The sequence below is a fragment of the Nocardioides bizhenqiangii genome (assembly GCF_034661235.1).
Taxonomy (GTDB): Bacteria; Actinomycetota; Actinomycetes; order Propionibacteriales; family Nocardioidaceae; genus Nocardioides; species Nocardioides bizhenqiangii.
Map to the genome: position 1 here is coordinate 4,258,785 of NZ_CP141059.1, position 24,966 is coordinate 4,283,750.

Here is a 24,966-nt window from a genome sequence, read left to right on the forward strand (position 1 = left end):
CTTTACGGTCGAATTCCAAGCCGCGCGGGGCTCGGTGGCCCTAGCCTGACCGGCACCATTGCTCCCCCGGAAGGACTTCCCATGAAGCGCATCGGCCTACCCCTCGCGGCTCTCCTGACCGCTCTCAGCCTCACCTTGACCGCCTGCGGCGGAGTCAGCGAGGACGACCTCGCCGAGGAGCTCGCCGACAACGGCGGCGTCAGCGAGCGCAGGCGGACTGCATCGCGGAGAAGGTCTTCGACTCCGACCTCAACGACGATCAGATCGACGCCCTCGGTTCCGACGCCGAGAACCTCGAGGACACCGACCTGTCCGCCGAGGAGCAGGCCGAGCTCCTCGAGGTCTTCACCACGGCGACCACGGAGTGCATCACCGAGTGACCGTCTGACCGACCGAGGACGAAGCCCGCGCCGGCCGGCGCGGGCTTCGTCGCGTCTGCCGACGGGCGAGGAGAACCAACCAGGGACAGCTCGCGTCGCATCTCAAAGACGTGGCCGATCTACTGAATCCCGACCACGGCCTGCTCGAGCAACGGCTGCGGAAGGACCTCCACGACACCGGTGAGCTGATCCCCGGGGCGGTCGTCACCTCCGACCTGGTCGCGGACACCGTCGAGCTGGGCGAGGCGTTCCGAGTCCGTCGGCTCGTCGTGACCATCCTGATCGTGGCCGCGGTGGGGGTCGTCGTCGTGGCGATCCTGATCAGTCCGGCGCTCGGTCGGGCCACGCCCACCGGCAGCTACCGCCCGCCCTTGCCACCCGACACGATCGAGCTCGGCTGCTACCCGCTTCCCCGCGGCCTCACCCTCGACTTCCCCTACCAGGTCCGGTCCGACGGCGACGTCCACGGGCGTCGGGTCCTCACCCTCCACTGGGACGAGCTCGCAGCAGCCGAGGTACGGCGCCGGGTCGACGCTGCCCTGGACCACGCGGGCCTCCCGCGCCGTACCGCCGCCGTGACCCCGTTCCCGGACCAGCCGGCGGACGCGATCGTGCGGGGCACGGTCGTGTTGCGGCTCCCGGTCGCGCGCCTCGACAGTGCCGACCCAGCGTGCGCCGATCCCCGGACCACGAAGCGGTTCCCGGACGACTGGGTGCCGTCGACGGAGTACGGATGACGGCAACGCGGGCCCGCGGGCTGCGGGCGGACCCGTTGCTGTGGGCGTGCGTGGTCGCCGCCCTCGCCGCCAAGGTCGTGCTCTTCGCGCGCGTGGCCGACCTGCCGCTCCGTGGTGATGAGGTCGCGTACCGCGATGCGGGGTGCGCGCTCGCCAACCTGGTGCGGGACCTCGCCGGTCTCCGGAGCCCGGACGGTGCCGAGCTCTCCACGAACGTCGTCGGCAGCGGCTGGTTCATGCCGGGCATGGGCCTCGTGCTGGCGCCGCTCTACCTGGTCGCACCGCAGGCCGACGACACCACCGCGCGAGTCTTCCTCGGCGTCGTCTCCAGCGTGGTGTTCGTGCTCGCGGTGACGGCGGTACGGCGCTCGCTCGGTCGATGGTTCGCGATCGCCCTCTGTGTGTTCCCGGCGCTGGTGCCGGTGTGGGTGCTGCTCTCCCTCACGGCGTACGGCGACCTGCTGGCCGGCCTGGTGCTCGTCATCTTGCTCGCCCGCCTGGTCGACGTGCTCGGGGCCGCGCGCGACGGCGATCCGCCGACGGTCCGCGACGGGCTGCTGCTCGGCTTCCTCGGCATCGCCGTGGTCTACCTGCGGTCGAGCGCGGTGCTCGCGGTCGCGGGCATGGCGGTGACCGCCGTCGTCGTGCTGATGCTGTCGCTGCGCGGAAGGGTCGAGCGGCCCGTGTTGCCCGTCGTCGCCGCCGGGAGCGTGTTCGTCGGGCTGCTGCTGCCGTGGTCGGTCAGTGCGTCCGCGGTTCTCGACGCCCGCGTGATCACGACGACGTCGGTCCCGACCGCGATGGCCAACACGTTCGGCGACCGGGGCGAGGTCTGCTACGGACCGTGCGACCCGGGCAGCACCGTCTGGTTCGCGCCGGTGCGCTACGCCCGTGAGGTGGCCCGTGCCACCGGAGAGGGCGAGGTCGACGTGCTGAACGAGATGTCGTCCCACTCCCGCAGGGAGGTGACGCCGAGCAGCTACGCCCGGGACGTGATCGACAACATCGATCGCTACCGCGCCGTCGACGGGTTCGGTTCGCTGCTCAAGCCACCGGACGAGCCGCACGACCGCGGCTTCTGGCAGTGGGTGGCGCGCGACCTGAGCCTCCGGATCTTCGGGCCGGTCTCCTGGCTCGTCCTCGCCGCACTCCTGGTCGTCAGCCGGCGCCGGTATCGCGACCAGGTGGTCGCGGTGCTACTGAAGGTCGGCCTGCTCGCGCTCCTCACCCAGCCGTTCGTCCACCTGGCCGGCTCCCGGTACTGGACCCCCGCGGGCGCGCTCGGCGGGCTCGCGGTCGTCGTCCTCCTTCGCACGGCGTGGCACGCCGTACGACGCCGCCCACCGGACCCCGGTGACGAGCCGTCAGCGTTCCTCACCGCACTGCAGTGGCTGCTGTCGGTCGCCACCGTCTCCGTCGCCGCGACGGTCGCGGTGCTGGCCGGCTCGGCCTAGGCCTAGGCCTTCAGCATCGGGACGACGTATCGCCGGGCGAGCTCGCGCGGCTGCTCCTCGTCGTCGAGGTCGATGAGCGTGCTCGGGGTGAGCAGGACCGACATCGTCACCCGCACCATCAGCTCGGCGACCATGTCGACGCCGACGGTGGCGGCGACGTCACCGCTGACCTGCTCGCGCCGCAGCTGGCCGGCGAGGAACTGGCGCACCATCGCGAGGGTGCGGCCGCGCTCACCGAGGATCGACGTGGCCAGCAGCTGCGGCTCAGCGTGTGGGTCAAGGGGTGGCCCGACGTCTACACGCTGGTCGCGTGAGTCAGGACTCACCGCGGCCACTAGATTCACCCGATGCCCAGCCTTTCCCTGTCCTCGTTCTCGTTCGAGGACATCCCCACCGCCGAGGTCGACGCCGCCGAGAAGCTGTACGGCGCCCTCGCCCACGACGTACGCGCGCTCAACGACGTCAGCATCCGCACGAGGGTCGATCAGGCGCGCGTCGACCGTGCGCGTGCGCTCGTCCAGGAGGCCACCGACCTGCTCGCCGAGGACGCGCCCTCCGGCCCGGCCGGTATCCACTACAACGGGGAGGGCCGGTCGTGGAACTGGGGCAATGCGGTGGTCGGCGTGCGGAACGCGGTGGCGCCGCCGGTCGAGCTCGCGTGGCAGGACGACGACTGCGTCCACGCCGCCCTCAGCCTCGGCGCCGCCTACGAGGGCCCGCCAGGGAGCGTCCACGGGGGCGTGTCCGCGATGATCCTCGACCACCTGATGGGCGAGACCGCGAGCGCCCGCCACACGCGGGTCACCGTCACCGGGACCTTGACGCTCCGCTACGTGCAGCCGCTGCCGCTCGGGCCGGTGCGGATGGAGGCACGGATCGTCGAGGTGAACGGACGCAAGGTCACCGTCTCCGGCTGGATCGCGGCGGACCAGCCCGACAGCTCGCCGGCGGTCGAGGCGACCGGTCTCTTCATCGTCCCGCGCTGGGCCGAGGAGCCCGACGCACCGAGCGGGATCGGCTCGCTGGACTGATATCCGCCCGCCTGGGTACCAGCGCGCCATGACGGCGCTCGACGCGTCGACCGAACCTGCGCCGTTCGGCGACCTGCTGATCCACTGGGACCGCCGCGTGCTGCAGCCGAGGATGTGGACCACCGCCCAGAGCTACTGGGCGGCGGCGCTCGCCCCGCACTGCCCGGACGGCCCGATCCTCGAGCTCTTCTGCGGCGCCGGCCAGATCGGTCTGCTCGCTGCCAGCCTGACCGGGCGGGCCCTGGTCCAGGTCGACCAGGACCCGGTGGCGGGTTCTTTCGCGCAGCGGAACGCCGCCGCGGCCGGCTTGCCGAGCGACGTGCGGGTGGGGTCGGTCACCGAGGCGCTCGAGCCTGACGAGCGGTTCGGGCTGATCGTCATCGACCCGCCGTGGGTGCCGAGCGCGGACGTCGAGCAGTTTCCCGACGACCCGGTCCTGGCCATCGACGGCGGCCTCGACGGCAGCGACAAGGTGGTCCTCGGACTCGGGGTCGCGCTGCGGCACCTGCACCCGGAGGGGCACGCGATCGTGCAGGTCGGCCACGCCGCCCAGACCGAGCTGGTCCAGGCGCTGCTGAAGGGCCTCGGCGGCGACCAGCTGCCGTGGACGGTGCGCGAGGTCAGGGACTACAGCCCCGGCGGACTCCTCGTCCACGTCGGACCTGAGAGCACCTCGGCGAGCTGAGCGCGTTCAGCGGATCGCGCACCCCGGCGCGGATCCGCACCTATGCTGCGCCGCATGTGGGTGGGTGTGCTCGGCCCGACGGTCGTGACGGACACCGCGGGCGAGAACCGCAGCATCTCGCTGCCGGCGGCGAAGCACCGCGCCCTGATCGCGGCGCTCGCGCTGCACGCCGGTCGCCCGGTGTCCCCCGACGTCCTGGTCGACACGATCTGGCGGCCCGAGGCCCCGCCGAGCGCGTTGGGCACCCTGCAGACCTACGTCTCCGTCGTCCGGCGGGCGCTCGAGCCCGACCTGCCCGCCCGCACGGCGAGCAGCTACCTAGCCAGCAGCGACCAGGGCTACCTGCTCCGCGCCGACATCGACGCCGATCACTTCACCCGCGCGGTGCGCTCGGTGCACGACGCCATCGCCCCGCTGACCGGCAGCGCGGTTCCGGTGGCCACCGACCTGGACCGAGCGGAGGCGCAGCTGCGCACCGTCGACGCGGCGCTCGGGCAGTGGCGAGGCACGCCCTACGTCGACCTGCCCGACTCCGACACGGTCCTCCCCGAGCGGAGCCGGCTCACCGAGCTCCGGCTGCTGGCGCTGGAGGACCGCGCGACCCTGCTGGTCGCGGTCGGTCGCGATGCCGAGGCGACCGCCGAGCTCGAGGCGCTGGTCATCGAGCATCCTCTGCGCGAACGACTGAGCGCGTTGCTCGCCGTGGCACTGGCCCGCACCGGTCGCCAGGCCGACGCACTCGCCGCGCTCGACCGGTTGCGGGTGACCCTCGACGAGGAGCTCGGACTCGAGCCCGGACCCGCGACCCGGCACCTGCAGACGGCGATCCTCCGCCACGAGGTGGCGCCCGCACCGACAGTGCCGATCGTCGACGAGGGAGCGGTCGGCGGTCTGCCGGAGGCGTTGCCCCAGCCGGAGATCACCGTCCCGGACTGGCCGCTGGTGGGCCGCGACGCCCACCTCGAGGTCCTCGAGTCGCTCCTGACCAGGGCCGGCGACGGACAGCCCCAGTTCGTCACCATCGTCGGTGAGCCCGGGGCCGGCAAGAGCCGGCTCGGGGCCGAGTTCGCGCTCCGCGCCCGGGCCGGCGGGGCGACCGTGCTGGTCGGGCGCTGCTCCCAGGAGGAGGACGCTCCACCGCTGTGGCCGTGGGCGACGGCACTCGGCGCGCCCATGCCCGCTGCGACCGAGGAAGACCGCGACGACCACGACGCGGCGCGCTTCGCCATCTCCGAGAGCATCCGCCGGACGCTCGTCGACCTGAGCCGCGACCGGACCGTCGTGCTCGGGCTGGAGGACCTGCACTGGGCGGACCCGTTGTCGCTGCGGGTGCTGCGGCACCTGGCCGCCCACACCGACACCGCACGCCTGGTCGTCGTCTGCACCTGGCGCCGTGGGACCCAGGTCGGCCCACTGGCGGAGGCTGCAGAGGCGCTCGCGCGGCGGCACGCGACCACGCTCGAGGTGAACGGGCTGTCGGCGGACGAGACCGCTCACCTGCTGGCGACGATCACCGGTGACACCGACCCGGCGCTGGCCACCAGCGTCCACCAACGGACCGAGGGCAACCCCTTCTTCCTGATCGAGTACGGCCGGCTCGCCCGCGACGAGCACCGCGACCTGCACGAGGTCCTCGAGGCGATGCCGCCGACGGTGGCCGCAGTCGTCGAGCGACGCATCGCCCAGCTGCCCGAGGACTCGCGAAGGGCGCTCACGGCGGGCGCGGCGATCGGCCGCGAGTTCGAGCTGTCGCTGCTGGCCGCGGCCCTCGAGCAGCCCGAGCTGGACGTCCTCGACCTGCTCGAGCCGGCCCTGGTGGTCGACCTGGTCCAGGACCTCGGCGGAGACCGGTTCCGCTTCGGGCACGCCCTGGTCCGCGACACGGCGTACGGCGTCCTCACGCCCTCGCGGCGCGAGCGCCTCCACGCCCGGCTGGCGGGCCTGGTGCAGGACGCTCCCGACGGGACGCGCCGGGCGCCGGAGGTCGCCCGGCACTGGGCAGCCGCCGGCCGCCGCCATGTCCGCGCTGCACATCTCGCCGCCGCCCGGGCTGGTGCGCTCGCGATGACCGCGCACGCCGCCGACGAGGCGACCCAGCACCTGGCGCACGCTCTCGAGCTGCACGCCGACGACCCCGCGGGCACGGAGGACGAGCGCTACGAGCTGCTGGTGCGCTATGCCGAGGCTTGCCGGTGGAGCACCCGACGGCTCGAGATGCACGGCGCCCTCGACGAGGCCATCGTGATCGCCGGCCGCCTCGGCGACCCGGACCTCGTGGTCCGGGCGGCGGCGACGGCGACCGCCGACGCGCTCTGGCCGGCGCGCGCGTACGGCGAGGCCAACCACGCCGTGATCGACGTCATCCGGAGCGCGCTCACCCTGCTGCCCCGCGACAGCGCCGTGCGCTGCCGACTCCTGCTGGCGCTGGCGGCGGAGGCGTACTACGCGACGTCCCCGGAGGAAAGGGAGGACACCTGCGACGAGGCGGTCAGGATCGCCCGCGGCTCCGGTGACGAGCGGCTCCTGATGGAGGCTCTGATGGGCTCGGCGGTCGCGACCTTCCGGCGCGCCAACGCTGACCGTCGCCGGCTGTGGGTCGAGGAGGCCCTCGTCCTCGCCCACCGGGCGGGCGACGTGCGGGCACGCACCAACCTGCGGGCGCTGCTGGCGCCGATCAGGTGCGAGCTCGGCGAGGTCGACGGCATCGACGAGGAGCTGGCCGACATCATCCGGTTCGCCCACCAGGACAAGCAGTACTTCGTCGAGATGGTGACCCTCAACCTCGCCCATTGCTGGGCCACCATGCGGGGCGACGCGGGCGCTATCGAGGGCACCATGGTCCAGCTCCGGGAGGCTTTCGACCTGGTGTCGACGGCCCACAAGGTCGACACGGTCCGCGGCGCTCAGCTCTACGAGCCGCTCTGGAACCCCGAGGCGGCGTTGCCCGGCGACGATGAGGTCGCGGCGTTCATGACCGAGTCGTCGATCCCCGCCGGTCCGGCGGCGACGGTGCTCACGCTGCGGCACGGCCAGACCGATCTCGCCCGGTTCGTGTTCGACACCTACGGCATCGACCTCGACACCGACAACTGGTTCTCGCCGTTCGTCTGGTCGCTCGGTGCCGAGATCGGGCTGGAGCTCGCGGAGCCGGACGTCGCCGCCGGCGCGTACGCCAGGCTGGCGCCGTACCGCGGCACCTGCGTCATCTCCGGCACCTCGCCCGCCCACGGCCCCGTCGACGCCTACCTCGCACTCGCTTCCGCCGCGACGGGGGAGACCCGACTCGCGGCCCAGCACGCCGAGCAGGCCCTCGAGCTGATCGCGGCATGGCGGATCCCGCGGGTCGAGAAGTGGTTCCTCGACCTGCGGGACCGCCACGGCTTCTAGGTCAGGTACCGGAAGGCCTTCCGCTCCAGCCCGCGGAACCGGAGCCGCGCACCCAGCCAGTTCACGACCTTCATCGGCGTGCCTGCGTCGTCCAGCACCTCGGCCAGCACCTGCTCCGGCAGGTCCTCGGCGATCCACGGCACGACGTAGAGCAGGAAACCGAGGCTGTCCTTGGACTTGAAGTGCTCGGCCTCGATCCGTTCCCAGTCCTCGGCGGTCATGTGCCGCTGGAGGATCACCATCGCCTCGGACTCCTCGTGCCGGAGGTGCGCGCCGAGGACCTCCTTGGCCTCGGCGAGGCGCACCGCGAGCGCTGCCCGCAGCTCCTCACGGGACCGCCCGTCGGCTCCGCCGCCAGGTGTGGCGAGCTCGGCGAACGCCGCGCCCGAGCAATCGAGCAACGGGTCGATCTTCTCGTGCTCGGCCTCCATGTCGAGCAGCGTCTGCCGCTCGGCGGGGTGCGCGCGGTCCAGCAGGAACGGCCAGATGCCGGCGTCCTCACCGCTGTGGTGGTGGTGCAGGATCTCGCTGAACCTCCCCCACCGCTCCGCCAGCGCCACCCAGGTGGCCTGGTCGTCGATCGGGGTCCGGGGAACGGCGGTGCCGAACCGGTCGAGGTCGCGGCGGAAGGCGTGGTGCATCAGGTACATCACGTTCATGTCCACCGGGCCGCCGGGTGCAGCAGCCTGGCCGGGGAGCATCAGCTGCTCGGGATAGGTCGTGGTCATCTCACTTCTCTCTTTCAGGGGATAGGGGTGGGTGTGGCGTCGAGCTCTTCGAGGCGCGACTGACCGGGCATCCACCAGTTCCACTGCCCGAGCAGGGTCATGGTGGCGGGGACGAGGACCATCCGGACGACGGTGGCGTCCAGGGCGACGGCGGCGGCGAGGCCGACGCCGAGCATCTTCACGACGACCGCGGACTCGGTGGCGAAGCCGAGGAAGACGGCGACCATGATCGCCGCGGCCATCGAGATCACCCGTCCCGTGGATGCCAGGCCGCGGACGACCGATCCCCTGGCGTCACCGGTGTCGAGCCAGTCGTCGCGGACGGCCGAGAGCAGGAAGACCTCGTAGTCCATCGACAGGCCGAAGAGCACCGCGAACATCAGGATCGGCACCCAGCTGGAGACCGGGATCGCGTGGTCGACACCGAGCAGACCGGAGCCCCAGCCGTGCTGGAAGACGAGCGTCACGACGCCGTACGCCGCTGCGATCGAGAGCAGGTTCATCGCGGCCGCCTTGAGCGGCACCACGACGGACCGGAACAAGACCATGAGCAACAGCACCGAGACCAGGACCACGAACCCGACCACCAACCACAGCCGCTCCTGCAGCAGCTCGGAGATGTCGCCGAGGATCGGCGTGTAGCCGGTGGCCTCGACGCCGTCGGGGAGCACGTCGGCACGCAGGTCCCCGAGGAAGGCAGTGGTCTCCTCGTCGATCGGCGACGTGGTCGGCTCGATGTCCCAGACCGCGAGCCGGCCGTCGGGCGAGGTGACGACCGGCGTGGAGTGGGCCACCTCGTCGAGACCCGCGACCTTGGAGTGCAGCGTCTCCACCTCGCGGCGGTCGAGCTGGTCGAGGTCGGCGACCAACGTGATCGGGCCGTTCGCACCGGCGCCGTACTCGTCGGTGACGAGGTCGTACGCCGCCCGCGTGGTGCTGCCCTGCGGATCGGTCCCGCCGTCCTGCGGCCAGGTCCGCATCCCCAGCGCCGGGGCACCGAGCGCGAGCAGCACGGTCAGCGCCACCAATGCCCATGCGACCGGCTTTCTCGCAACGGTCCGGACCCAGCGCGCGGTCCACCCGTCGCTGGGGTCGAGACGCCTCGGCTTGATGGACGCCTCGTGCCGGGCTTTCCTCTCGTTCCGCGGCATGAGCCGCCGCCCAGCCAGCGCGCACAGGGCGGGGACGAGCGTCAGTGCGGCCGCCATCACGCAGATCACCGTGATCGCGGTGGCGAAGCCGAAGGCGTCGTACGTCGGCAGGCCCGCGAGTCGCAGTCCCATGAGGGAGACGAGCACGGTGAGCCCCGCGCCGAGGACCGCTCGTCCCGCGGTGGCCGTGGCCCGGGCGGCGGCGTCGACCGGGTGGTCCCCCGCCCGGAGCCGCTCGACGTGCCGGGTCACGATGAGCAGCGCGTAGTCGATGCCGACCCCGAGGCCGACCATCGTCGCGATCGTCGGCGCCGACGTGGAGACGTCCATCAGCCCGGCGAGCAGCATCACGCCGGACGAGCCGGCGACGAGTCCGCCGACGGCAACGGCGATCGGGAGCCCGGCGGCAACGACCGACCCGAACGCGATCACCAGCAGCGCCAGCGCGACCAGGATGCCGATCAGCTCGCCGCGGCCCTCGATCTCGGTAGCGGTCCCGGGGAGCTCACCTCCCAGCTCGACCTGGTAGCCGGCGTCCTCGGCGGCAGTGGAGGCGTCCCACAGCGGGTCGACGATCCCGTAGATGTCGGGGTCGGTGGTGGGCACGTCGTAACGGACGTGGAACAACGCGGTGTCGCCGTCCTCGGAGAGACGCGACGTGACGGTCGTGACGTGCTCGGTGCCCTCGAGATCGGCGACGACCTGCTCGACGACGCTCGACTCGAGCCGACTGCCGTCGTGGATGACGACCTGCGCGCTGGAGCCGCCGGCGTCAGGGAAGTGCTCCCTCAGCTGGTCGACGCCGTGCTGGGCGCGAGTGTCGGGGACGTTCCAGTTGTCACGCAGCTCGCCGCCGAACGAGGCAGCAAAACCGCCCATCGCGACGAGCACGAGAAGCCAGGCCGCGAACGTGCGCCAGGGGTGTCGCGCCGTCGCCAGACCTAGTCGGTGCAGCGGGTTCATCGGGTTCTCCTTGATCGGTGGATCGTGAGAACCACCATCGAGGAGCACCCTTGGGCGGGGCTTGTGCCCGACTTGAGCCGCCGGTCAAGTGGAGCTTGGGGTTGTCCTGTCGCTGGGAAAGCGCCCGCGCAGTCAGGAAAACCTGAGTCGTCAGTTGTCGGTCGCCGGGTTGTCGACGAACCCCGCCGGCGTGCCCGGACCCTTGTCGGCACCGGAACTGGCGGTCGAACCGGTCGACGTGCCGTTGCCCGAGCCGACCTTGTCCGTCACCCGGTGGGCCGCGTGCGAGGCGGTCTCCGCGATCCTGTGCTGGACCTCGGGCGCCTTCTGCGCTGCGAAGTCCTGAGCGTGGGTGACCGTCTCCTGGACCTTCGGGTTGTTCCAGACGCCCTGCGCACCTGACTTGATCTGCTCGAAGCGCTGGCGACCGGCACGGGCGCCCAGCACATAGCCGAGGCCGAATCCGGCCACGAATGTCATCTTGCTCATCGAAACCCCTCCTTGGTCACTCCTACCGGTGCCCGGAGCGGCGTGCCGCAAACAGGGTCCGCACCCATCAGTCGTCGCGCGGCGCGTCGTCCTGAGCATCGGCGCACGGCGGTGGAACCTGGGCGTGATGACTACGCGAGGAGCCCGGCGACCGGTGATCGGCGCGATGGTCGTCGCCGGCGTCGTGCTGTCCGGATGTGCAGCCCAGTCCGGCGACCCAGCCGCCGATCGCGCCCGCCACTTCTACGCCGCGCTCGCCGCCGACGACGCCGCTACCGCCTGTGCCGATCTCGCTTCCGAGGCGAGGAAGGCCCTGGCGCAACAGGAGGGCAAGCCGTGCGAGGAGGTCATCCTCGACCAGGACCTGCCGGAGACCGTCGAGACCGGGAAGGCCGAGGTCTACGGGTCCATGGCCCAGGTCGCCTACGCGGACGAGACCGCGTTCCTCTCCCGGTACGGCGACGAGTGGCTCCTGACGGCCGTCGGCTGTCCGCCCGCGTCCGGCGACACGCCCCACGACTGCGCGATCGAGGTGGGTTGAGGTGCGGGTGATGTTCATCGGGTACCTGGCCGTGATCGTCCTCGGTCTGGCGTACTTCCTCGCCGTCGGCCTCGGGCGGTGGTGACGGGCATGCGCAGGGCGATCCGCGACAACTCGCTCGGACTGTTCTTCGGGCTGATCTTCCTGGCCAGCCTCGTGGGGCACGCCGTCGCCGGCTGGCAGGCCTTCAACGCCGAGCAGGCGGCCGACGGGCTCGGCACGCTCTCGCTGGGCAGGTACCTCGTCTCGTCGGACTTCGCCGTCGACGTCACCGAGAACTGGCAGAGCGAGTACCTCCAGTTCCTCCTGTTCATCACGGCGACGATCTGGCTCCTCCAGCGCGGTTCACCCGAGTCCAAGGGAGCTGAAGAAGGCGGGTCTGGAGTCGGACAAGGACCAGAAGGTCGGGGCGTACGCCGACGACCGTTCCCCGAGCTGGGCCGCGGTCGGCGGCCTGCGGACCACGCTGTTCTCGTGGTCGCTGACGCTGGTGATGGCGGCGGTCTTCCTGTTCTCGTGGCTCGCACAGTCGATCGCCGGGCGGGTCGCGTTCAACGAGACCAGGCTGGGTCGGCTCCAGGACCCGTTGACGTGGACGCAGTACGTCACGAGCGCCGACTTCTGGTCGCGCTCCCTGCAGAACTGGCAGTCGGAGTTCCTCGCGGTCGGGTCGATGGCCGTCCTGGCGATCTACCTGCGTCAGCGAGGCTCACCGGAGAGCAAGCCGGTCGGCGAGGCCAACGACGCCACCGGCATCGAGGGCTGAGTCAGCCGGCGACCTCGTCGAGCAGGGCAGGAACCTCGGGGGCCAGCTCCCGGGCGAGGAAGCCCAGCGAGCCCCGGCGCGCGGCAGCTCGTTCGCCCGCGGTCGCGTGCAACCACGCGCCCCAGACGGCGGCCTGGTCGGGATCGGCTCCGCGAGCGAGCAGCCCCGCGACGAGGCCGGCCTGGACGTCGCCGGACCCCGCCGTCGCCAGGCCGGGTCCGCCTCCGGTCACCTCGTAGGTCGGTCCGCCGGCGACACCGACGAGCTTGGTCTCGCCTCCCAGCAGGACCACGGCTCCGGATGCGGAGACCTGCTCCGCGACCGCGCGTCCGGGTTCGCCTGCGACCTCGGCAGCGTCGCGGTGCAACACGTGCGCCAGCTCGTTGGGGTTCATGGTCAGGATGCTCGGACCTTGCACGTCGCCGAGCTCGGGATGGCCGGCGACGTACGCGCTCGCCAGGGCGTCCAGCACCACCGGACCGCGCAGGTCGGGGAAGGCAGCGCCGAGCAGGGCATCGGAAGCAGCGGGATCGACGAATCCGCAGCCGATCAAGGTCGCGTCGACGTCCTCGGCGAGGGCGGCGATCCTCGGCCCGTTCTCGGCGGCGAGGTCGCCGTCCGCCGTCTCCTCCAAGGCGTAGACCCGTGCCTCGGGGACCAGCGCGGCGAGCCGGGAGGCCGCCGAGGACGCCGTCGCGATCCGGACCTTGCCGCACCCGACGCGCAGCGCCGCCTCCGCCGCCAACCGCACCGCACCCGGCGTACCGGCGCTGCCGCCGACGACGAGCACGACACCGCGCCCGTGCTTGTCCGAGGCCGGTGCCGGCAGCGGCCACCCGTGGAGCGTCGCGGGCGTGACGTGGACCTGCGCGGTCACCCCGCCTCCTCACCGTGGTCCCCCACCGACGGCTCGCGGGTGGCGTCGGCCATGCTCCGGCGCACCACCGAGTCGTCGGCGAAGCCGGCCAGCGCGAGGCCGCCGTCGCGACGTTCGAACGTCGTGACGGACGCGTTGCCGATGGTCGCCTCCCGGTCCAGCTCGAGCAGCCGCTGCTCACTGATCCCCTCGAGCACGTAGCGGAAGCTCATGATCACCGCCTGGTGGGAGAACATCCAGATCCGAGCGTCGCCGAAGCCCGATCGCAGGTCGCCGAGGAGCGACCGCACCCGGAGCACCACCTCGGCCCACCCCTCGCCCTGGGGCGGGCGGTAGTAGAACTTGCCCAGCCGGTCGCGGCGCTCGGCCTCCTCGGAGAACCGCTCGCGCACCCCGCGGCTGGTCAACCCGTCGAAGAGCCCGAGGTCGCGTTCGCGGAGCCGCTCGTCGACGACGATGTCGATCCCGGTGTCACCGACCGTGCACTCCGCGGTGCGGAGGGCTCTCCGGTAGGGCGAGCTGAGCACGATCGTCGGGCGCTCGTCGGCGGCCAGCGACTCGAACCACTGGGCCAGCGCCTCGGCCTGCTGGAGCCCGTTGTCGGACAGGTCCACGTCGGCGTCGCGTACGTCGAGCTCGATGTCGTCGCGGTCGGCATCCTGGGCACGCGCGGCCGCCAGGTTGCCCTCGCTCTCGCCGTGCCGGACCAGCGTCAGCGACGCCGGCACCTCGGCGAACAGGGGCAGCCGCTTCGTCGTCATGTCAGAACTGCCATTACCCGCGCCCGGGCCCGTCCATCCCGACGATCCCGGGGCAACAGGTATGGCCGCTCGCCGGCCGGGCAATACCAGGCCAACCCAGGAGGTCTGCCATGAAGTTCGTCCTGCTCGTCATCCTGCTTCTCGTCGCGCTGTTCCTGCTCTTCAAGTTCGTGCTGCCCGCGATGCGCAACCGCTGACGCGCCCCGGACCACGCCCGGACCGTTCCGTCCCGGCGTGGTCAGATCCGCTCGGCCAGCCGGTGGTAGGCAGCGCTCCAGCGGAGCTCGCGCTGGAAGGATCGGGGCGAGGTGTCCGCATCGATGATCGCGATCTCGGTCGCGGTCATCTCGGCGAAGTCGGCGAGCACGTCGACGCCGATCGCCTTGGAGAGCACGGTGTGGTGCGGGGCGCCCGCCATCAACCAGGCCTCGGCCGAGGTGGCCAGTGACGGACGCGGTTCCCAGACCGCGCACGCGACGGGCAGGCGGGGGAGGTCCTCGTCGGGCTCGACGACGTCGATCTCGTTGACCGTGAGTCGGAACCTGTCGCCGAGGTCGGACAGGCCGGCGACCACCGCCGGGCCGGGGTCTGCGGTGAACCGCAACCGGACCGGGTCCTCGCGTCCGCCGATCGACAGCGGATGGATCTCGAGGGACGCCCGTTGCGTGGTGATGGTCGGGCACACCTCGAGCATGTGGGCGCCGAGGATCTTCTCCTCGCCGGGGACCAGGTGGTAGGTGTAGTCCTCCATGAACGACGTGCCGCCGGGGAGTCCTCGCGCCATGACCTTCATGCCGCGCAGCAGCACCGAGGTCTTCCAGTCGCCCTCGCCGCCGAACCCGTAACCGTCGGCCATCAGCCGCTGCACGGCCAGGCCGGGCAGCTGGCGGAGGCCGCCGAGGTCCTCGAAGTTGGTCGTGAACGCGCCGAAGCCGCCGTCCTCGAGGAAGGTGCGCAGGCCCGCCTCGATCCTCGCTCCGTAGCGGAGCGCGTCGTGCCGCTCCCCGCCGGGATGGAGCTCGGGCGCGATCCGGTAGAGGTCGGCGTACTCCTCGACCAGCTTGTCGATCTCCTCGTCACCGACGGCGTCGACGACGGTGACGAGGTCGTTGACGCCGTAGGTGTTGACCGACACCCCGAAGCGGAGCTGGGCTTCGACCTTGTCGCCCTCGGTGACGGCGACGTCGCGCATGTTGTCGCCGAAGCGTGCCAGTCGCAGGTCGCGCAGCTCGGCGCGGCCGAGCGCGGCGCGCGTCCAGTCGGCGACCCGGCGCTGGACCGCGGGGTTGTCGACGTGTCCCGCGACCGTCTTCCGCGGGACACCGAGCCGGGACTGGATGTAGCCGAACTCCCGGTCGCCGTGGGCGGCCTGGTTGAGGTTCATGAAGTCCATGTCGATGGTCGACCACGGCAGCTCCATGCCGGCCTGGGTGTGCAGGTGGAGCAGCGGCTTCTGCAGCGCGTCGAGACCGGCGATCCACATCTTTGCCGGCGAGAAGGTGTGCATCCACGCGATCACCCCGACGCAGTCCGGCGCGCTGTTGGCCTCGAGGATCTGCCGGTGGATCGCGCCGGCGTCGAGCAGCACCGGCTTCCAGACGACCTCGACGGGTACGTCGGCAGCGGTGCCGAGCCGGCGGGCGATGTCCTGCGACTGCTGCGCGACCTGGGCCAACGTCTCCGGACCGTAGAGGGACTGGCTCCCGGTCAGGAACCAGACCTCGGGGTTGTTGACAGACATGTGTTCCTCTCAGCGTTGGCCGTAGACGTTCTGGTAGCGGTCGTAGAGGGCGTCGACGTGCTGCTGCTCGATGAGGACCGGCTCCCCGAGCTGGCGGGTCAGGTGCACCTGGCGAGCGACCTCCTCGCACATCACGGCCGCCTTGACCGCGGCCTTGGCGTTCGGGCCGACGGCGAAGACCCCGTGGTTCTGCATGAGCACCGCCGGCGACCGGCTGTCGCGCAGGGTGTCGACGATGCCGCGGCCGATCGAGTCGTCGCCGATGATCGCGAACGGGCCGACGGGGATGTCGCCGCCGAACTCGTCCGCACACATCGTGGTGACGCACGGGATCGGCTCGCCGCGGGCCGCCCACGCGACGGCGTACGACGAGTGCGTGTGCACCACGCCGCCGACGTCGGGCAGGTGCCGGTAGACGTACGCCTGCGCCTCGGTGTCCGACGACGGCGCGTGCTCGCCCTCGACCACCCGGCCATGGAGGTCGCAGACCACCATGTTCTCGGGGGTGAGCGCGTCGTAGTCGACGCCGCTGGGCTTGATCACCAACAGGTCGTGGCCGGGGACCCGCGCGGAGACGTTGCCGGCCGTCCACACGACGAGCTGGTAGCGGGTGAGCTGCTCGTGGAGGGCGCAGACCTCACGCCGCAGCGCGGCGATGGTCTCGCGCACGTCACTGACGACCGTCATCTCCACTCCCCTTCCGTCGCGGTGAGGCGGCGCGCGACCGCGCGACGCCGGACGGCCTTCAGCCGTCGCATGGTGCCGGTGGCCCGCCCGAAGTGGTCGTGCAGTGCGAGGTACTCCGCGAAGAGCTCGTCGTACGCCGCCGCCCGGGCCTCGTCCGGCTGGTAGACCCCGCGCCGCACCTTGCCCATCGACTTGGCGGCGGTCGGCACGTCGGCGTAGGCACCGGCGGCCACGGCGGCGTGGATCGCCGATCCCAGCGCCGGTCCCTGATCGGAGTCGATCAAGGACAGCGGCAGCCGGGTCACGTCGGCGTAGATCTGCATGAGCAGCTCGTTCTTCGCCAGCCCGCCGGCCACCACGAACTCCTCTACGGGGACGCCGCTGTCGCGGAACGTCTCGACGATCACGCGGGTGCCGAACGCCGTGGCCTCCAGCAGCGCCCGGTAGACGTCCTCCGGACGGCTCGCCAGCGTCAGGCCGGCGACGAGACCGGACAGCTCGTGGTCGACCAGCACCGACCGGTTGCCGCTGTGCCAGTCGAGGGCGACGAGCCCGTGCTCCCCCACCTCCTGCGCGGCGGCGAGCCGGGTCAGGTGCTGGTGCAGGTCCTCGCCGGCCGCCTCGGCCGCGGCAGCGTACGACGCCGGCACCGACGACTCGGTGAACCATCCGAAGATGTCGCCCACACCGCTCTGACCGGCTTCGTAGCCCCAGCTGCCGGCGACGATCCCACCCTCGACGACGCCGCACATGCCGGGTACCTCGCGCAGCACCTCGGCGCTCATGACGTGGCACGTCGACGTGCCCATGATCGCGACCATCTGACCGGGACCGACCGCCTGGGCCGCCGGTGCCGTGACGTGGGCGTCGACGTTGCCGACCGCGACCGCGATGCCCTCCGGCAGCCCGGTCCAGGCGGCAGCCTCGGCAGTGAGACCGCCGGCGCGGTCGCCGAGCCGACCGATCGGCTGGTCGAGCTTGTCGGCGACGAAGCCACCGAAGCCCGGCGCCAGCGCCTCGAGGAAGTCGGCGGACGGGTAGGACCCGTCCTGGAGGATGCCCTTGTAGCCGGCGGTGCACGCGTTGCGGACGTAGCTGCCGCAGAGCTGCCACACGATCCAGTCGGCCGCCTCGACCCAGCGCTCCATGCGGTCGTAGACCTCGCGGTCCTCCTCGAACAGCTGGAGGCCCTTGGCGAACTCCCACTCCGAGGAGATGAGGCCGCCGTACCGCGGGAGCCAGGACTCGCCCCGCTGCGCGGCGAGGGCGTTGATCCGGTCGGCCTGCGGCTGAGCGGCGTGGTGCTTCCACAGCTTGACGAACGCGTGCGGCCGCTCGCGCAGCCCGTCGAGCTCGCACAGCGGAGTGCCGTCGGCGAGGGTCGGGACCATCGTGCAGGCGGTGAAGTCGGTGGCGATGCCGATCACGGAGGCCGGGTCGATGCCGGCGTCGCGGACTGCAGCGGGTACGGCGACGCGCAGCACCTCGCGGTAGTCCTCCGGCACCTGCAGGGCCCAGTCCGGAGCCAGCTCGACGCCGGATCCCGGCAGCCGGTCCTCGACGACCGCGTGCCGGTAGGGATGCACAGCGGTGCCCACCTCGGCGCCGTCGGCGACCCGCACCACCAGGGCGCGACCCGACAGGGTCCCGTAGTCGACGCCCACGACGTACTGCTCCTGGATCACGCTTCTTCTCCTCGTGGGGCGACGCTGCTCGACCGCACCACCAGCTCGGGGCTGATCAGCCGGTCGGGGACGGATTCGGCGCCGATGGCCGCGCGCAGGATCTGGATCGCGCGCTGCCCGACGGCGGCGAAGTCTTGACGGACAGTGGTCAGCGGCGGGATGAGGTACGCCGCCTCCGGGATGTCGTCGAAGCCGACGACGCTGATGTCGCTGGGCACCGAGCGCCCCGCCTCCGACAACGACAGCAGCAGCCCGAGCGCCATCTGGTCGTTGGCGCAGAACACGGCGGTGACGTCGTCACGGGCCGCGATCTCGCGTCCCGCCTCGTAGCCGCTGCGCGCGGACCAGTCGCCCTCGAGGTGACGCAGCGGACGCAGCCCGGCGGCGTACATCGCGTCGCGGTAGCCCCGCAACCGTGCCCGGGCCTCGGTCCACGAGGGCGGGCCCGCCAGGTGGAGGACGTCGCGGTGCCCGAGCTCGATGAGGTGCCGGGTGCCGAGCTCGGCGCCGGCGACCTGGTCGACGCCGACCGTCCACGCCGCCGTCTCCTGGTCGCCCTCGACGACCACGACCGGCACCCCCTGGTCGACCTGGGTGCGAGCGGCCTCGACGGCGTCATCGGTCGCCGCGATCAGCACGATCCCCTCGACGTGCTGGTCACGCAGGTGGTTCATGGCGTCGGTGAACTCGGTGCGGGTGAGGCTCTGCAGGTTGGCCGAGCTGACGAAGTAGCCGGCCTCACGACCCGCGGCCTGGATCGCGCGGTGGACCGTGCTCGGACCCCAGAACCCGCTCTTCGAGCCGATCACGCCGATCGTCCCGGAGCGCCGGGTGACCAGGCTCCGGGCCGCGGTGTTGGGCCGGTAGCCGAGCTGCCGGATCGCCTCCAGGACCCGCTCCCGCGTCGCGGGGCGGAGGTTGGTCTGGCCGTTGACGACGCGGGAGACGGTCTGGTGGGAGACACCTGCGAGCCGCGCGACGTCGGCCATCACCGGCGTCCGGCCGTTCAGGTCGGTCACGTCTGCCGCCTGGTCATCAGCCGCTGGATCACGACGAAGACGAGCAGCAGGACGCCGATGGCGATCCGGATCCACGCCGGGTCCAGCGAGCCCTCGAAGTTGATGAGGGTCTGGATGGTGCCGAGGACGAGCACGCCGATGAACGAACCGATCACGAAGCCGCGGCCGCCCGTCAGCAGGGTGCCGCCGATCACGACCGCCGCGATCGCGTCGAGCTCCCAGCCGATCCCGGCCCGGCTGTTGCCGGAGAGGAGGAAGAGCCCGTACAGGATGCCCGCGAGGGCGGCGCAGAACCCGCTGATCGCGTAGACGCCGACCTTGACCGCGCCGACCCGGAGGCCCATCAGCATTGCCGACCCCTCGTTGCCGCCGACCGCGTAGACAGTGCGGCCGAACCGGGTCCTGGCCAGGACGTAGGCCGCCACGACCACCGTCAGCAGCGCTACCACGACCGACCAGTACGTGAAGTAGCCCCCGGCGAGGGTGACCTGCTTGAACGCGAGCTCGAAGAACTTCTCGTTGGTGATCGGGATCTGGTCGGTGCTGATGAGGTAGGTGATGCCCCGTGCCAGGAAGAGGCCGGCCAGGGTCGCGATGAACGGCTGGATGTCCAGGTAGTGGATGAGCAGGCCCATCAGCGCGCCGAACAGGGTCCCTGCGAGCAGCACGGCACCCATCGCGGCGTACGTCGACCAGCCCATCTCCAGCGTCTTGGCGAGGACCATCGTCGACAGCGCGGCCACCGAGCCGACCGACAGGTCGATGCCGCCGGTCAGGATCACGAAGGTCATCCCGACCGCCAGGACGATGAGGAATGAGTTGTCGCGCAGCAGGTTGAGGAGGTTCTGGGTGTCGGCGAACTCGTCGTACTGGATGCCGCCGATCCCGAACATCCCGACGAACAGCGCGAACGTGCCGATCACCGGCAGGTAGCGGCTCGGCGGCGCGTAGGTGCGGACCCGGTCCCACCGGGCGGTGGCGCCGGACGGTGCGGTGGTGGCGCTCATGCGATTGCCGCCTTCGGCTCGGAGGTACGACGGGACCGCACGCGCAGGGCAGCGCGGGCGCGCGGCGACTGGAGCAGGCACACCACGACCACCACGACGGCCTTGAACACGTAGTTGGCCTCCGACGGGATGCCGATGTTCGGGATGGTTCGGGCGAGGGTGGCGATCAGCAGCGCACCCACGACGGTGCCGGCCAGCGAGAACCGCCCACCGGTCAGCGCCGTGCCGCCGATGACGACGGCGAGGATCGCGTCCAGCTCGATCCAGAGGCCCAGGGTCTCTGCGTTCACGGAGTTGGTGTTGGCGGCGATGATCAGCCCCGCGATGCCGGCGCAGACGGCCGCGAACACGTAGACGGTCCAGGTGATGGTGCGCGCGCGCACCCCGGCGAGCCGGCTCGCGTCCGGGTTGATGCCGACCGCCTCGATCAGCATGCCGAGCGCCGTACGTCGGGTCAGCAGCGCGGTCAGCACGACCATCCCGATCGCGATCAGGAACGCGATCGGGAGCCCGAGCACATGGCCGGAGGCGAGACCGCTGAACGTCTCGTTGGTGGGGGTGGAGATCTGGCCGTCGGTGACCAGCAGGGCGATGCCGCGGCCGGCGACCATCAGGACCAGGGTGGCGATGATCGGCTGGATGCCCAGCACCGCGACCAGGAAGCCGTTCCAGACACCGAGGAGCACGCAGACAGCCAGTGCGGTCGTGCACGCCAGGATCGCGGCGGACGCCGCGCCCTCGTCCGACGCCTCGACGATCCGGGTGCACGCCACCGCGGCGGCGATCGCGGCGACCGCGCCGACCGAGAGGTCGATGCCGCGGGTCGCAATGACCAGTGTCATGCCGAGCGCGACCAGCAGCACCGGCGCGCTGTTGCGGACGATGTCGATCGGGTTGCCGTAGAGGTGCCCGTCCACGATCCGGATGTCGAGGAAGTTCGGGTTCGCGAGGACGTCGATCACGACCATCAGGCCCATCGCGAGGACCGGCCACAGCAGCTGATGGCCGAGGACCCGGGCAGCGAGGGAGCGCCGGGCCGGCGATGCGTCGTCGGAGGTCGGGGCGGGGGTCAGGACGTCGGTCACGAAGGGTCCTCCTGTTCGGCGCGGGCCTCGCCCGCGATGATCTCGAGCACGTCCCCGACGCTCAGGTCGTCGTTGGGCTGCTCGTGGATCTTGCGCCGGTCGCGCATGACCACGACCCGGTGGCTGAGCCGCAGCACCTCTTCGAGCTCCGCGGAGATGAACAGCACCGACATGCCCTTGGCGGCGAGGTCGGCGACCATCGTCTGGATCTGCGTCTTGGCGCCGATGTCGATGCCGCGGGTCGGCTCGTCGAGGATGAGCACGTCCGGCTCGGTGATCAGCCACCGGGCGAGCAGCACCTTCTGCTGGTTGCCGCCGGAGAGGTTGCGCATCAGCGCGTTCGGATCGGTCGGCCGGATGTCCAGAGCCTGGATGTACTCGCGCACGAGCCTGGCTCTCGTCGCCGGCGAGATCGGGCGCAGCCACCCGCGTGACGCCTGCAGCGCGAGCAGCATGTTGTCGGCGACGGTGAGATCACCGATCACGCCCTCGGCCTTCCGGTCCTCGCTGGAGAACGCGATCTTCCGGTCGAGGGCGTGCCGGGGACTGCGCAGGCGCCGGCGGGTGCTCCGCACCTCGAGGGCGCCGTGGTCGGCGGTGTCGGCGCCGAAGAGCAGCCGGGCGAGCTCGGTGCGCCCCGAGCCGAGGAGCCCGGCGATGCCGACGACCTCGCCCTCGAAGAGGGTCAGGTCGGTTGCTTCCAGTGACCCCTTCCGGCCCAGCCCGATGGCCGTGAGCACCGGGGTCGCGCTGGTCGGCGCTGCTCGACCGTGGTCGCGGTCGAGCCGTTCCAGGACCTCCAGCTCGCGACCGATCATCAGCCGGACCAGCTCGAGCTGGCTGGTCTCCGCGACCATCCGCTCCTCGACGAGGCGGCCGTTGCGGAGGATGGTCATCCGGTCGGCGATCTCGTAGACCTGGTCCAGGAAGTGGGAGACGAAGACGATCGCGACGCCCTGCTCGCGCAGCCGGCGCACCACGTCGAACAGCTTCTCGACCTCGTCGGCGTCGAGGCTGGAGGTCGGCTCGTCGAGGATCACGACCCGGGCGTCCACATCGACGGCGCGGGCGATGGCGACCAGCTGCTGGATGGCGATCGGGTGGCTCCCGAGCAGCGACCCCGGGTTGACGTCGAGGCCGAGGCGCTCGAGCGTCTGCCGGGCGCGCCGGTTCATCGCGCGGACGTTGATGGCGCCGAGGCGACGCGGCTCGCGGCCGAGCAGCATGTTCTCGGCGACGGTGAGGTTGGGTACCAGGTTGACCTCTTGGTAGACGGTGCTGATCCCGGCCGCCTGAGCAGCGGCCGGGGTGTGGAACTCCTGCTGCTCACCCGCAATGAGGACGGTCCCCGAGTCGATCGCGTAGACGCCGGTCAGCGCCTTGATCAAGGTGGACTTGCCGGCGCCGTTCTCGCCCATCAGCGCATGGACCTCGCCGGGATAGAGCCGCAGCGAGACGCGGTCCAGGGCGGGCACGTTGCCGAAGGTGATGGAGATGTCACGCATCTCGATCACTGGCTGTCGGCTCGAATCCGGTCGCACGGTCACCACCTGGTCCTGGGTGTGCGTCATCGATCCTCCTCGTTGGACCGCGCGCCCGGCGTGATAACGCCGGGCGCGCGGTGGCTGGAACGCAGTCGGGCGCGTTCCCGGTCGCGGTCAGTACTGCCGGTCGGGAAGGACCTCCGCGGCCTGCTCCTGGGTGAAGGTGGTCTCCTCGGTGACCACGCGCTCGGGGACCTCCTCACCGTCGATGACCTGCTCGGCCAGGTCCATCAGCTGCGGCCCGAGCAGCGGGTTGCACTCGACGATGAAGTTGATCTTGCCGTCGGCGAGCGCCTCCATCCCGTCGTGCACGGCGTCGATGGTGATGATCTTGACGTCCACGCCGGGCTCGAGACCCGCCGCCTCGATCGCCTCGATCGCGCCGAGGCCCATGTCGTCGTTGTGCGCGAACACCACGTCGATCCCGTCCTCGGAGTTGAGGAAGGACTCCATCACCTGCTTGCCGAGGTCACGGGTGAAGTCGCCGGTCTGGGACGCGGTGACCTCGATCGAGGGATCCGCGGCGATGGCCGTGGCGAAGCCCTCGGCGCGGTCGATCGCGGGAGCGGATCCGGTCGTGCCCTCGAGCTGCACGACGTTGACGTCGCCGTCACCGTCGACGTCGGCGTCGGCGGCGTTCTCGACCAGCCACTCGCCGGCCTTCTCACCCTCGAGCACGAAGTCCGACCCGAGGAAGGTCTCGTAGAGCGAGGTGTCCTCGGTGTCGACGGCACGGTCGGTGAGGATCACCGGGATGCCCGCCGCCTTGGCCTCCTGCAGGACGGCGTCCCAGCCGGTCTCGACGACCGGGCTGAACGCGATCACGTCGACCTTCTGCTGGATGAAGGACCGGATCGCCTTGATCTGGTTCTCCTGCTTGCCCTGCGCGTCCGAGAACTTCAGCTCGTAGCCGGCCTCGTCGGCGGACGCCTTGATGGACTCGGTGTTCGCCGTGCGCCAGCCGCTCTCGGCACCGACCTGGGCGAACCCCATCACGATCTTGTCGTCGTCTCCGCTCGCGTCGGAGTCGCTGCAGCCGGCCAGGGCAGCGACGCTCACGAGGAGCGCGCTGGCGGCGGTCACGGTCTTTTTCACCACTGTTTTCCTCCACATCCTCGGGCTACCTCGCCCTGTGACGGGTGTCACGATGAGTAAGTGTGAGCGTTAACATTCCAAACCGTCAAGGCCTTGGCGGAAACTATCTCAGAGAAATGTGAACGTTCACCCTGGACCGCCTCGCCCGAGACGGGATCCGACTACCAGCGCGCGTGGACCGCGGCGCGGAACGAGGTGTCGTAGATCCGGCGTACGCCGTCGAGGAGCTCCGGCGCGAGCTCGGGGAGCGTGCCGGCAGCCGCGTTCGCTCGCGCCTGACCCGGGTTGCGGGCGCCCGGGATGACGGTGCTGACACCGGCCTGCTGCGCCACCCAGGCGAGCGCCACCTGCGCCGGCGTAGCACCCGGAGGACCGTGCTCAGCGACCAGCCGCGCGAAGGCGCGGGCCGCGGTCACACCGGCCGCGTAGTCGACTCCGGAGAACGTCTCCCCGACGTCGAACGCGCCGCCGTCACGGTTGTAGGAGCGGTGGTCGTCGGGCGCGAACACGGTGCTCTCGTCGTACCGTCCGCTCAGGAGACCGGACGCGAGCGGCACCCTGGCGATGATGCCGACGCCGGCCTCGGCGGCCGCGGGGAGCACGGCGTCCAGGGGCTTGTGCCGGAAGGCGTTGAGGATGATCTGGACGCTGGCGACACCGGGTCGGGCGATCGCGCTCAGGGCCTGGTCCGCCGTCTCGACGCTGACGCCGTACGCCGCGACGGCACCGTCCTCGACCAGCGTGTCGAGCGCGTCGTAGGTCGCGTCGTCGTCGATCGTGGCCGTCGGCGGGCAGTGCAGCTGGACCAGGTCCAGGACGTCGACGCCGAGGTTGCGGCGCGAGCGGTCCGTCCACTCGCGGAACCGTGCCAGGCTGTAGCTCTCCGGGACCTGCGCGGCCCGACGGCCCATCTTGGTGGCGACAGTGATCCCGCCGTGGTCGCGGAGGAACCTGCCGATCACCTGCTCGCTCCGGCCGTCGCCGTAGACGTCCGCGGTGTCGAAGAAGGTCACGCCGGCCTCGACGCTGGCCTCGAGCACGGCCAGTGCCTCCGCCTCGGTCACCTCGCCCCAGTCGGCGCCGAGCTGCCACGTGCCGAGACCCACGACCGACACGTCGTTGCCTGATCGCCCGAGAACTCGGTGTTCCATGC

Annotated in this window: 22 protein-coding genes and 1 pseudogene; 8 read left to right on the top strand and 15 right to left on the bottom strand. The window is 71.3% G+C overall.

The genetic code is table 11. The features are described from left to right. Nucleotides 1-490 precede the first annotated feature (490 nt). Nucleotides 491-1,117: a hypothetical protein gene (locus SHK19_RS20600; RefSeq protein WP_322937329.1), complete on the top strand. Its 627-nt coding sequence runs from the start codon at nucleotides 491-493 to the stop codon at nucleotides 1,115-1,117. Beyond that, nucleotides 1,114-2,571, top strand: a complete 1,458-nt coding sequence (locus SHK19_RS20605; protein ID WP_322937330.1) for a hypothetical protein — start codon at nucleotides 1,114-1,116, stop codon at nucleotides 2,569-2,571. The genes SHK19_RS20600 and SHK19_RS20605 overlap by 4 nt, the downstream gene beginning before the upstream one ends. A gap of 2 nt (nucleotides 2,572-2,573) precedes the next feature. On the opposite strand, the gene SHK19_RS20610 is transcribed toward SHK19_RS20605, so the two are convergent. Beyond that, a complete protein-coding gene (locus SHK19_RS20610; RefSeq protein WP_322937331.1) occupies nucleotides 2,574-2,897 on the bottom strand; it encodes a hypothetical protein in 324 nt (107 codons plus the stop codon). A 21-nt stretch (nucleotides 2,898-2,918) separates the two neighbouring features. Between SHK19_RS20610 and SHK19_RS20615 the strand changes: the two genes are divergently transcribed. Genes SHK19_RS20615 through SHK19_RS20625 form a run of 3 tightly spaced genes read left to right on the top strand, consistent with a single transcriptional unit; the run spans nucleotide 2,919 to nucleotide 7,674 of the window. Then, the gene (locus SHK19_RS20615) at nucleotides 2,919-3,602 is read left to right on the top strand and encodes a PaaI family thioesterase (protein ID WP_322454528.1); all 684 of its coding nucleotides are present in this window, start codon (nucleotides 2,919-2,921) and stop codon (nucleotides 3,600-3,602) included. A gap of 28 nt (nucleotides 3,603-3,630) precedes the next feature. Then, the gene (locus tag SHK19_RS20620; RefSeq protein WP_322454527.1) at nucleotides 3,631-4,287 is read left to right on the top strand and encodes a methyltransferase; all 657 of its coding nucleotides are present in this window, start codon (nucleotides 3,631-3,633) and stop codon (nucleotides 4,285-4,287) included. Nucleotides 4,288-4,341: 54 nt separating this feature from the next. Next, on the top strand, nucleotides 4,342-7,674 hold the full coding sequence (locus tag SHK19_RS20625; protein WP_322937332.1) for an ATP-binding protein: 3,333 nt from the start codon (nucleotides 4,342-4,344) through the stop codon (nucleotides 7,672-7,674). Here SHK19_RS20625 and SHK19_RS20630 read toward each other — a convergent pair. From SHK19_RS20630 to SHK19_RS20640, 3 genes are all read right to left on the bottom strand, one after another. Further along, nucleotides 7,671-8,402, bottom strand: a complete 732-nt coding sequence (locus SHK19_RS20630) for a hemerythrin domain-containing protein (RefSeq protein WP_322454525.1) — start codon at nucleotides 8,400-8,402, stop codon at nucleotides 7,671-7,673. The genes SHK19_RS20625 and SHK19_RS20630 overlap by 4 nt on opposite strands. A gap of 14 nt (nucleotides 8,403-8,416) precedes the next feature. After that, nucleotides 8,417-10,516 (bottom strand): MMPL family transporter, encoded by a 2,100-nt coding sequence (locus SHK19_RS20635; RefSeq protein WP_322454524.1) that lies wholly within the window; start codon nucleotides 10,514-10,516, stop codon nucleotides 8,417-8,419. 150 nt (nucleotides 10,517-10,666) lie between these two features. Next, nucleotides 10,667-11,005 carry a hypothetical protein gene (locus SHK19_RS20640; RefSeq protein WP_322454523.1) on the bottom strand — a complete coding sequence of 113 codons (339 nt, stop codon included), beginning with the start codon at nucleotides 11,003-11,005 and terminating at the stop codon, nucleotides 10,667-10,669. A gap of 127 nt (nucleotides 11,006-11,132) precedes the next feature. Here SHK19_RS20640 and SHK19_RS20645 point away from each other — a divergent pair, with 127 nt between their 5' ends. The 3 genes and pseudogenes from SHK19_RS20645 (at nucleotide 11,133) to SHK19_RS20655 (ending at nucleotide 12,312) form a co-directional block, all read left to right on the top strand. Beyond that, a complete protein-coding gene (locus SHK19_RS20645) occupies nucleotides 11,133-11,546 on the top strand; it encodes a hypothetical protein (protein WP_322454522.1) in 414 nt (137 codons plus the stop codon). Nucleotides 11,547-11,636: 90 nt separating this feature from the next. Beyond that, nucleotides 11,637-11,843 (top strand): annotated as a pseudogene (locus tag SHK19_RS20650) (DUF6766 family protein); the annotation flags it as partial. 82 nt (nucleotides 11,844-11,925) lie between these two features. Then, nucleotides 11,926-12,312, top strand: a complete 387-nt coding sequence (locus tag SHK19_RS20655; RefSeq protein WP_322938717.1) for a DUF6766 family protein — start codon at nucleotides 11,926-11,928, stop codon at nucleotides 12,310-12,312. 1 nt (nucleotide 12,313) lies between these two features. Here the strand turns inward: SHK19_RS20655 and SHK19_RS20660 are convergent, their stop codons facing one another. The 11 genes from SHK19_RS20660 to SHK19_RS20710 form a co-directional block, all read right to left on the bottom strand. Continuing rightward, a complete protein-coding gene (locus SHK19_RS20660) occupies nucleotides 12,314-13,189 on the bottom strand; it encodes an NAD(P)H-hydrate dehydratase (protein ID WP_322937333.1) in 876 nt (291 codons plus the stop codon). Then, a complete protein-coding gene (locus tag SHK19_RS20665; protein WP_322937334.1) occupies nucleotides 13,186-13,950 on the bottom strand; it encodes a histidine phosphatase family protein in 765 nt (254 codons plus the stop codon). Before SHK19_RS20665 ends, SHK19_RS20660 begins: the two co-directional genes overlap by 4 nt. A 238-nt stretch (nucleotides 13,951-14,188) precedes the next feature. Further along, on the bottom strand, nucleotides 14,189-15,691 hold the full coding sequence (gene araA / locus SHK19_RS20670) for an L-arabinose isomerase (protein ID WP_322454517.1): 1,503 nt from the start codon (nucleotides 15,689-15,691) through the stop codon (nucleotides 14,189-14,191). A gap of 9 nt (nucleotides 15,692-15,700) precedes the next feature. Continuing rightward, nucleotides 15,701-16,378 carry an L-ribulose-5-phosphate 4-epimerase gene (locus tag SHK19_RS20675; RefSeq protein ID WP_322937335.1) on the bottom strand — a complete coding sequence of 226 codons (678 nt, stop codon included), beginning with the start codon at nucleotides 16,376-16,378 and terminating at the stop codon, nucleotides 15,701-15,703. Next, nucleotides 16,375-18,060, bottom strand: coding sequence for a ribulokinase (gene araB / locus SHK19_RS20680; protein ID WP_322938718.1), 1,686 nt, complete (start codon nucleotides 18,058-18,060; stop codon nucleotides 16,375-16,377). Before araB ends, SHK19_RS20675 begins: the two co-directional genes overlap by 4 nt. After that, on the bottom strand, nucleotides 18,060-19,082 hold the full coding sequence (locus SHK19_RS20685; protein WP_322937336.1) for a LacI family DNA-binding transcriptional regulator: 1,023 nt from the start codon (nucleotides 19,080-19,082) through the stop codon (nucleotides 18,060-18,062). The genes araB and SHK19_RS20685 overlap by 1 nt, the downstream gene beginning before the upstream one ends. Next, the gene (gene yjfF / locus SHK19_RS20690) at nucleotides 19,079-20,089 is read right to left on the bottom strand and encodes a galactofuranose ABC transporter, permease protein YjfF (protein ID WP_322454514.1); all 1,011 of its coding nucleotides are present in this window, start codon (nucleotides 20,087-20,089) and stop codon (nucleotides 19,079-19,081) included. Before yjfF ends, SHK19_RS20685 begins: the two co-directional genes overlap by 4 nt. Next, nucleotides 20,086-21,174, bottom strand: a complete 1,089-nt coding sequence (locus tag SHK19_RS20695; RefSeq protein WP_322454513.1) for an ABC transporter permease — start codon at nucleotides 21,172-21,174, stop codon at nucleotides 20,086-20,088. The genes yjfF and SHK19_RS20695 overlap by 4 nt, the downstream gene beginning before the upstream one ends. Further along, nucleotides 21,171-22,745, bottom strand: a complete 1,575-nt coding sequence (locus tag SHK19_RS20700; protein WP_322937337.1) for a sugar ABC transporter ATP-binding protein — start codon at nucleotides 22,743-22,745, stop codon at nucleotides 21,171-21,173. The genes SHK19_RS20695 and SHK19_RS20700 overlap by 4 nt, the downstream gene beginning before the upstream one ends. Before the next feature lie 87 nt (nucleotides 22,746-22,832). Beyond that, a complete protein-coding gene (locus SHK19_RS20705; protein ID WP_322937338.1) occupies nucleotides 22,833-23,813 on the bottom strand; it encodes an ABC transporter substrate-binding protein in 981 nt (326 codons plus the stop codon). A 161-nt stretch (nucleotides 23,814-23,974) separates the two neighbouring features. Next, nucleotides 23,975-24,964 (bottom strand): aldo/keto reductase, encoded by a 990-nt coding sequence (locus SHK19_RS20710; RefSeq protein WP_322937339.1) that lies wholly within the window; start codon nucleotides 24,962-24,964, stop codon nucleotides 23,975-23,977. Nucleotides 24,965-24,966 lie beyond the last annotated feature (2 nt).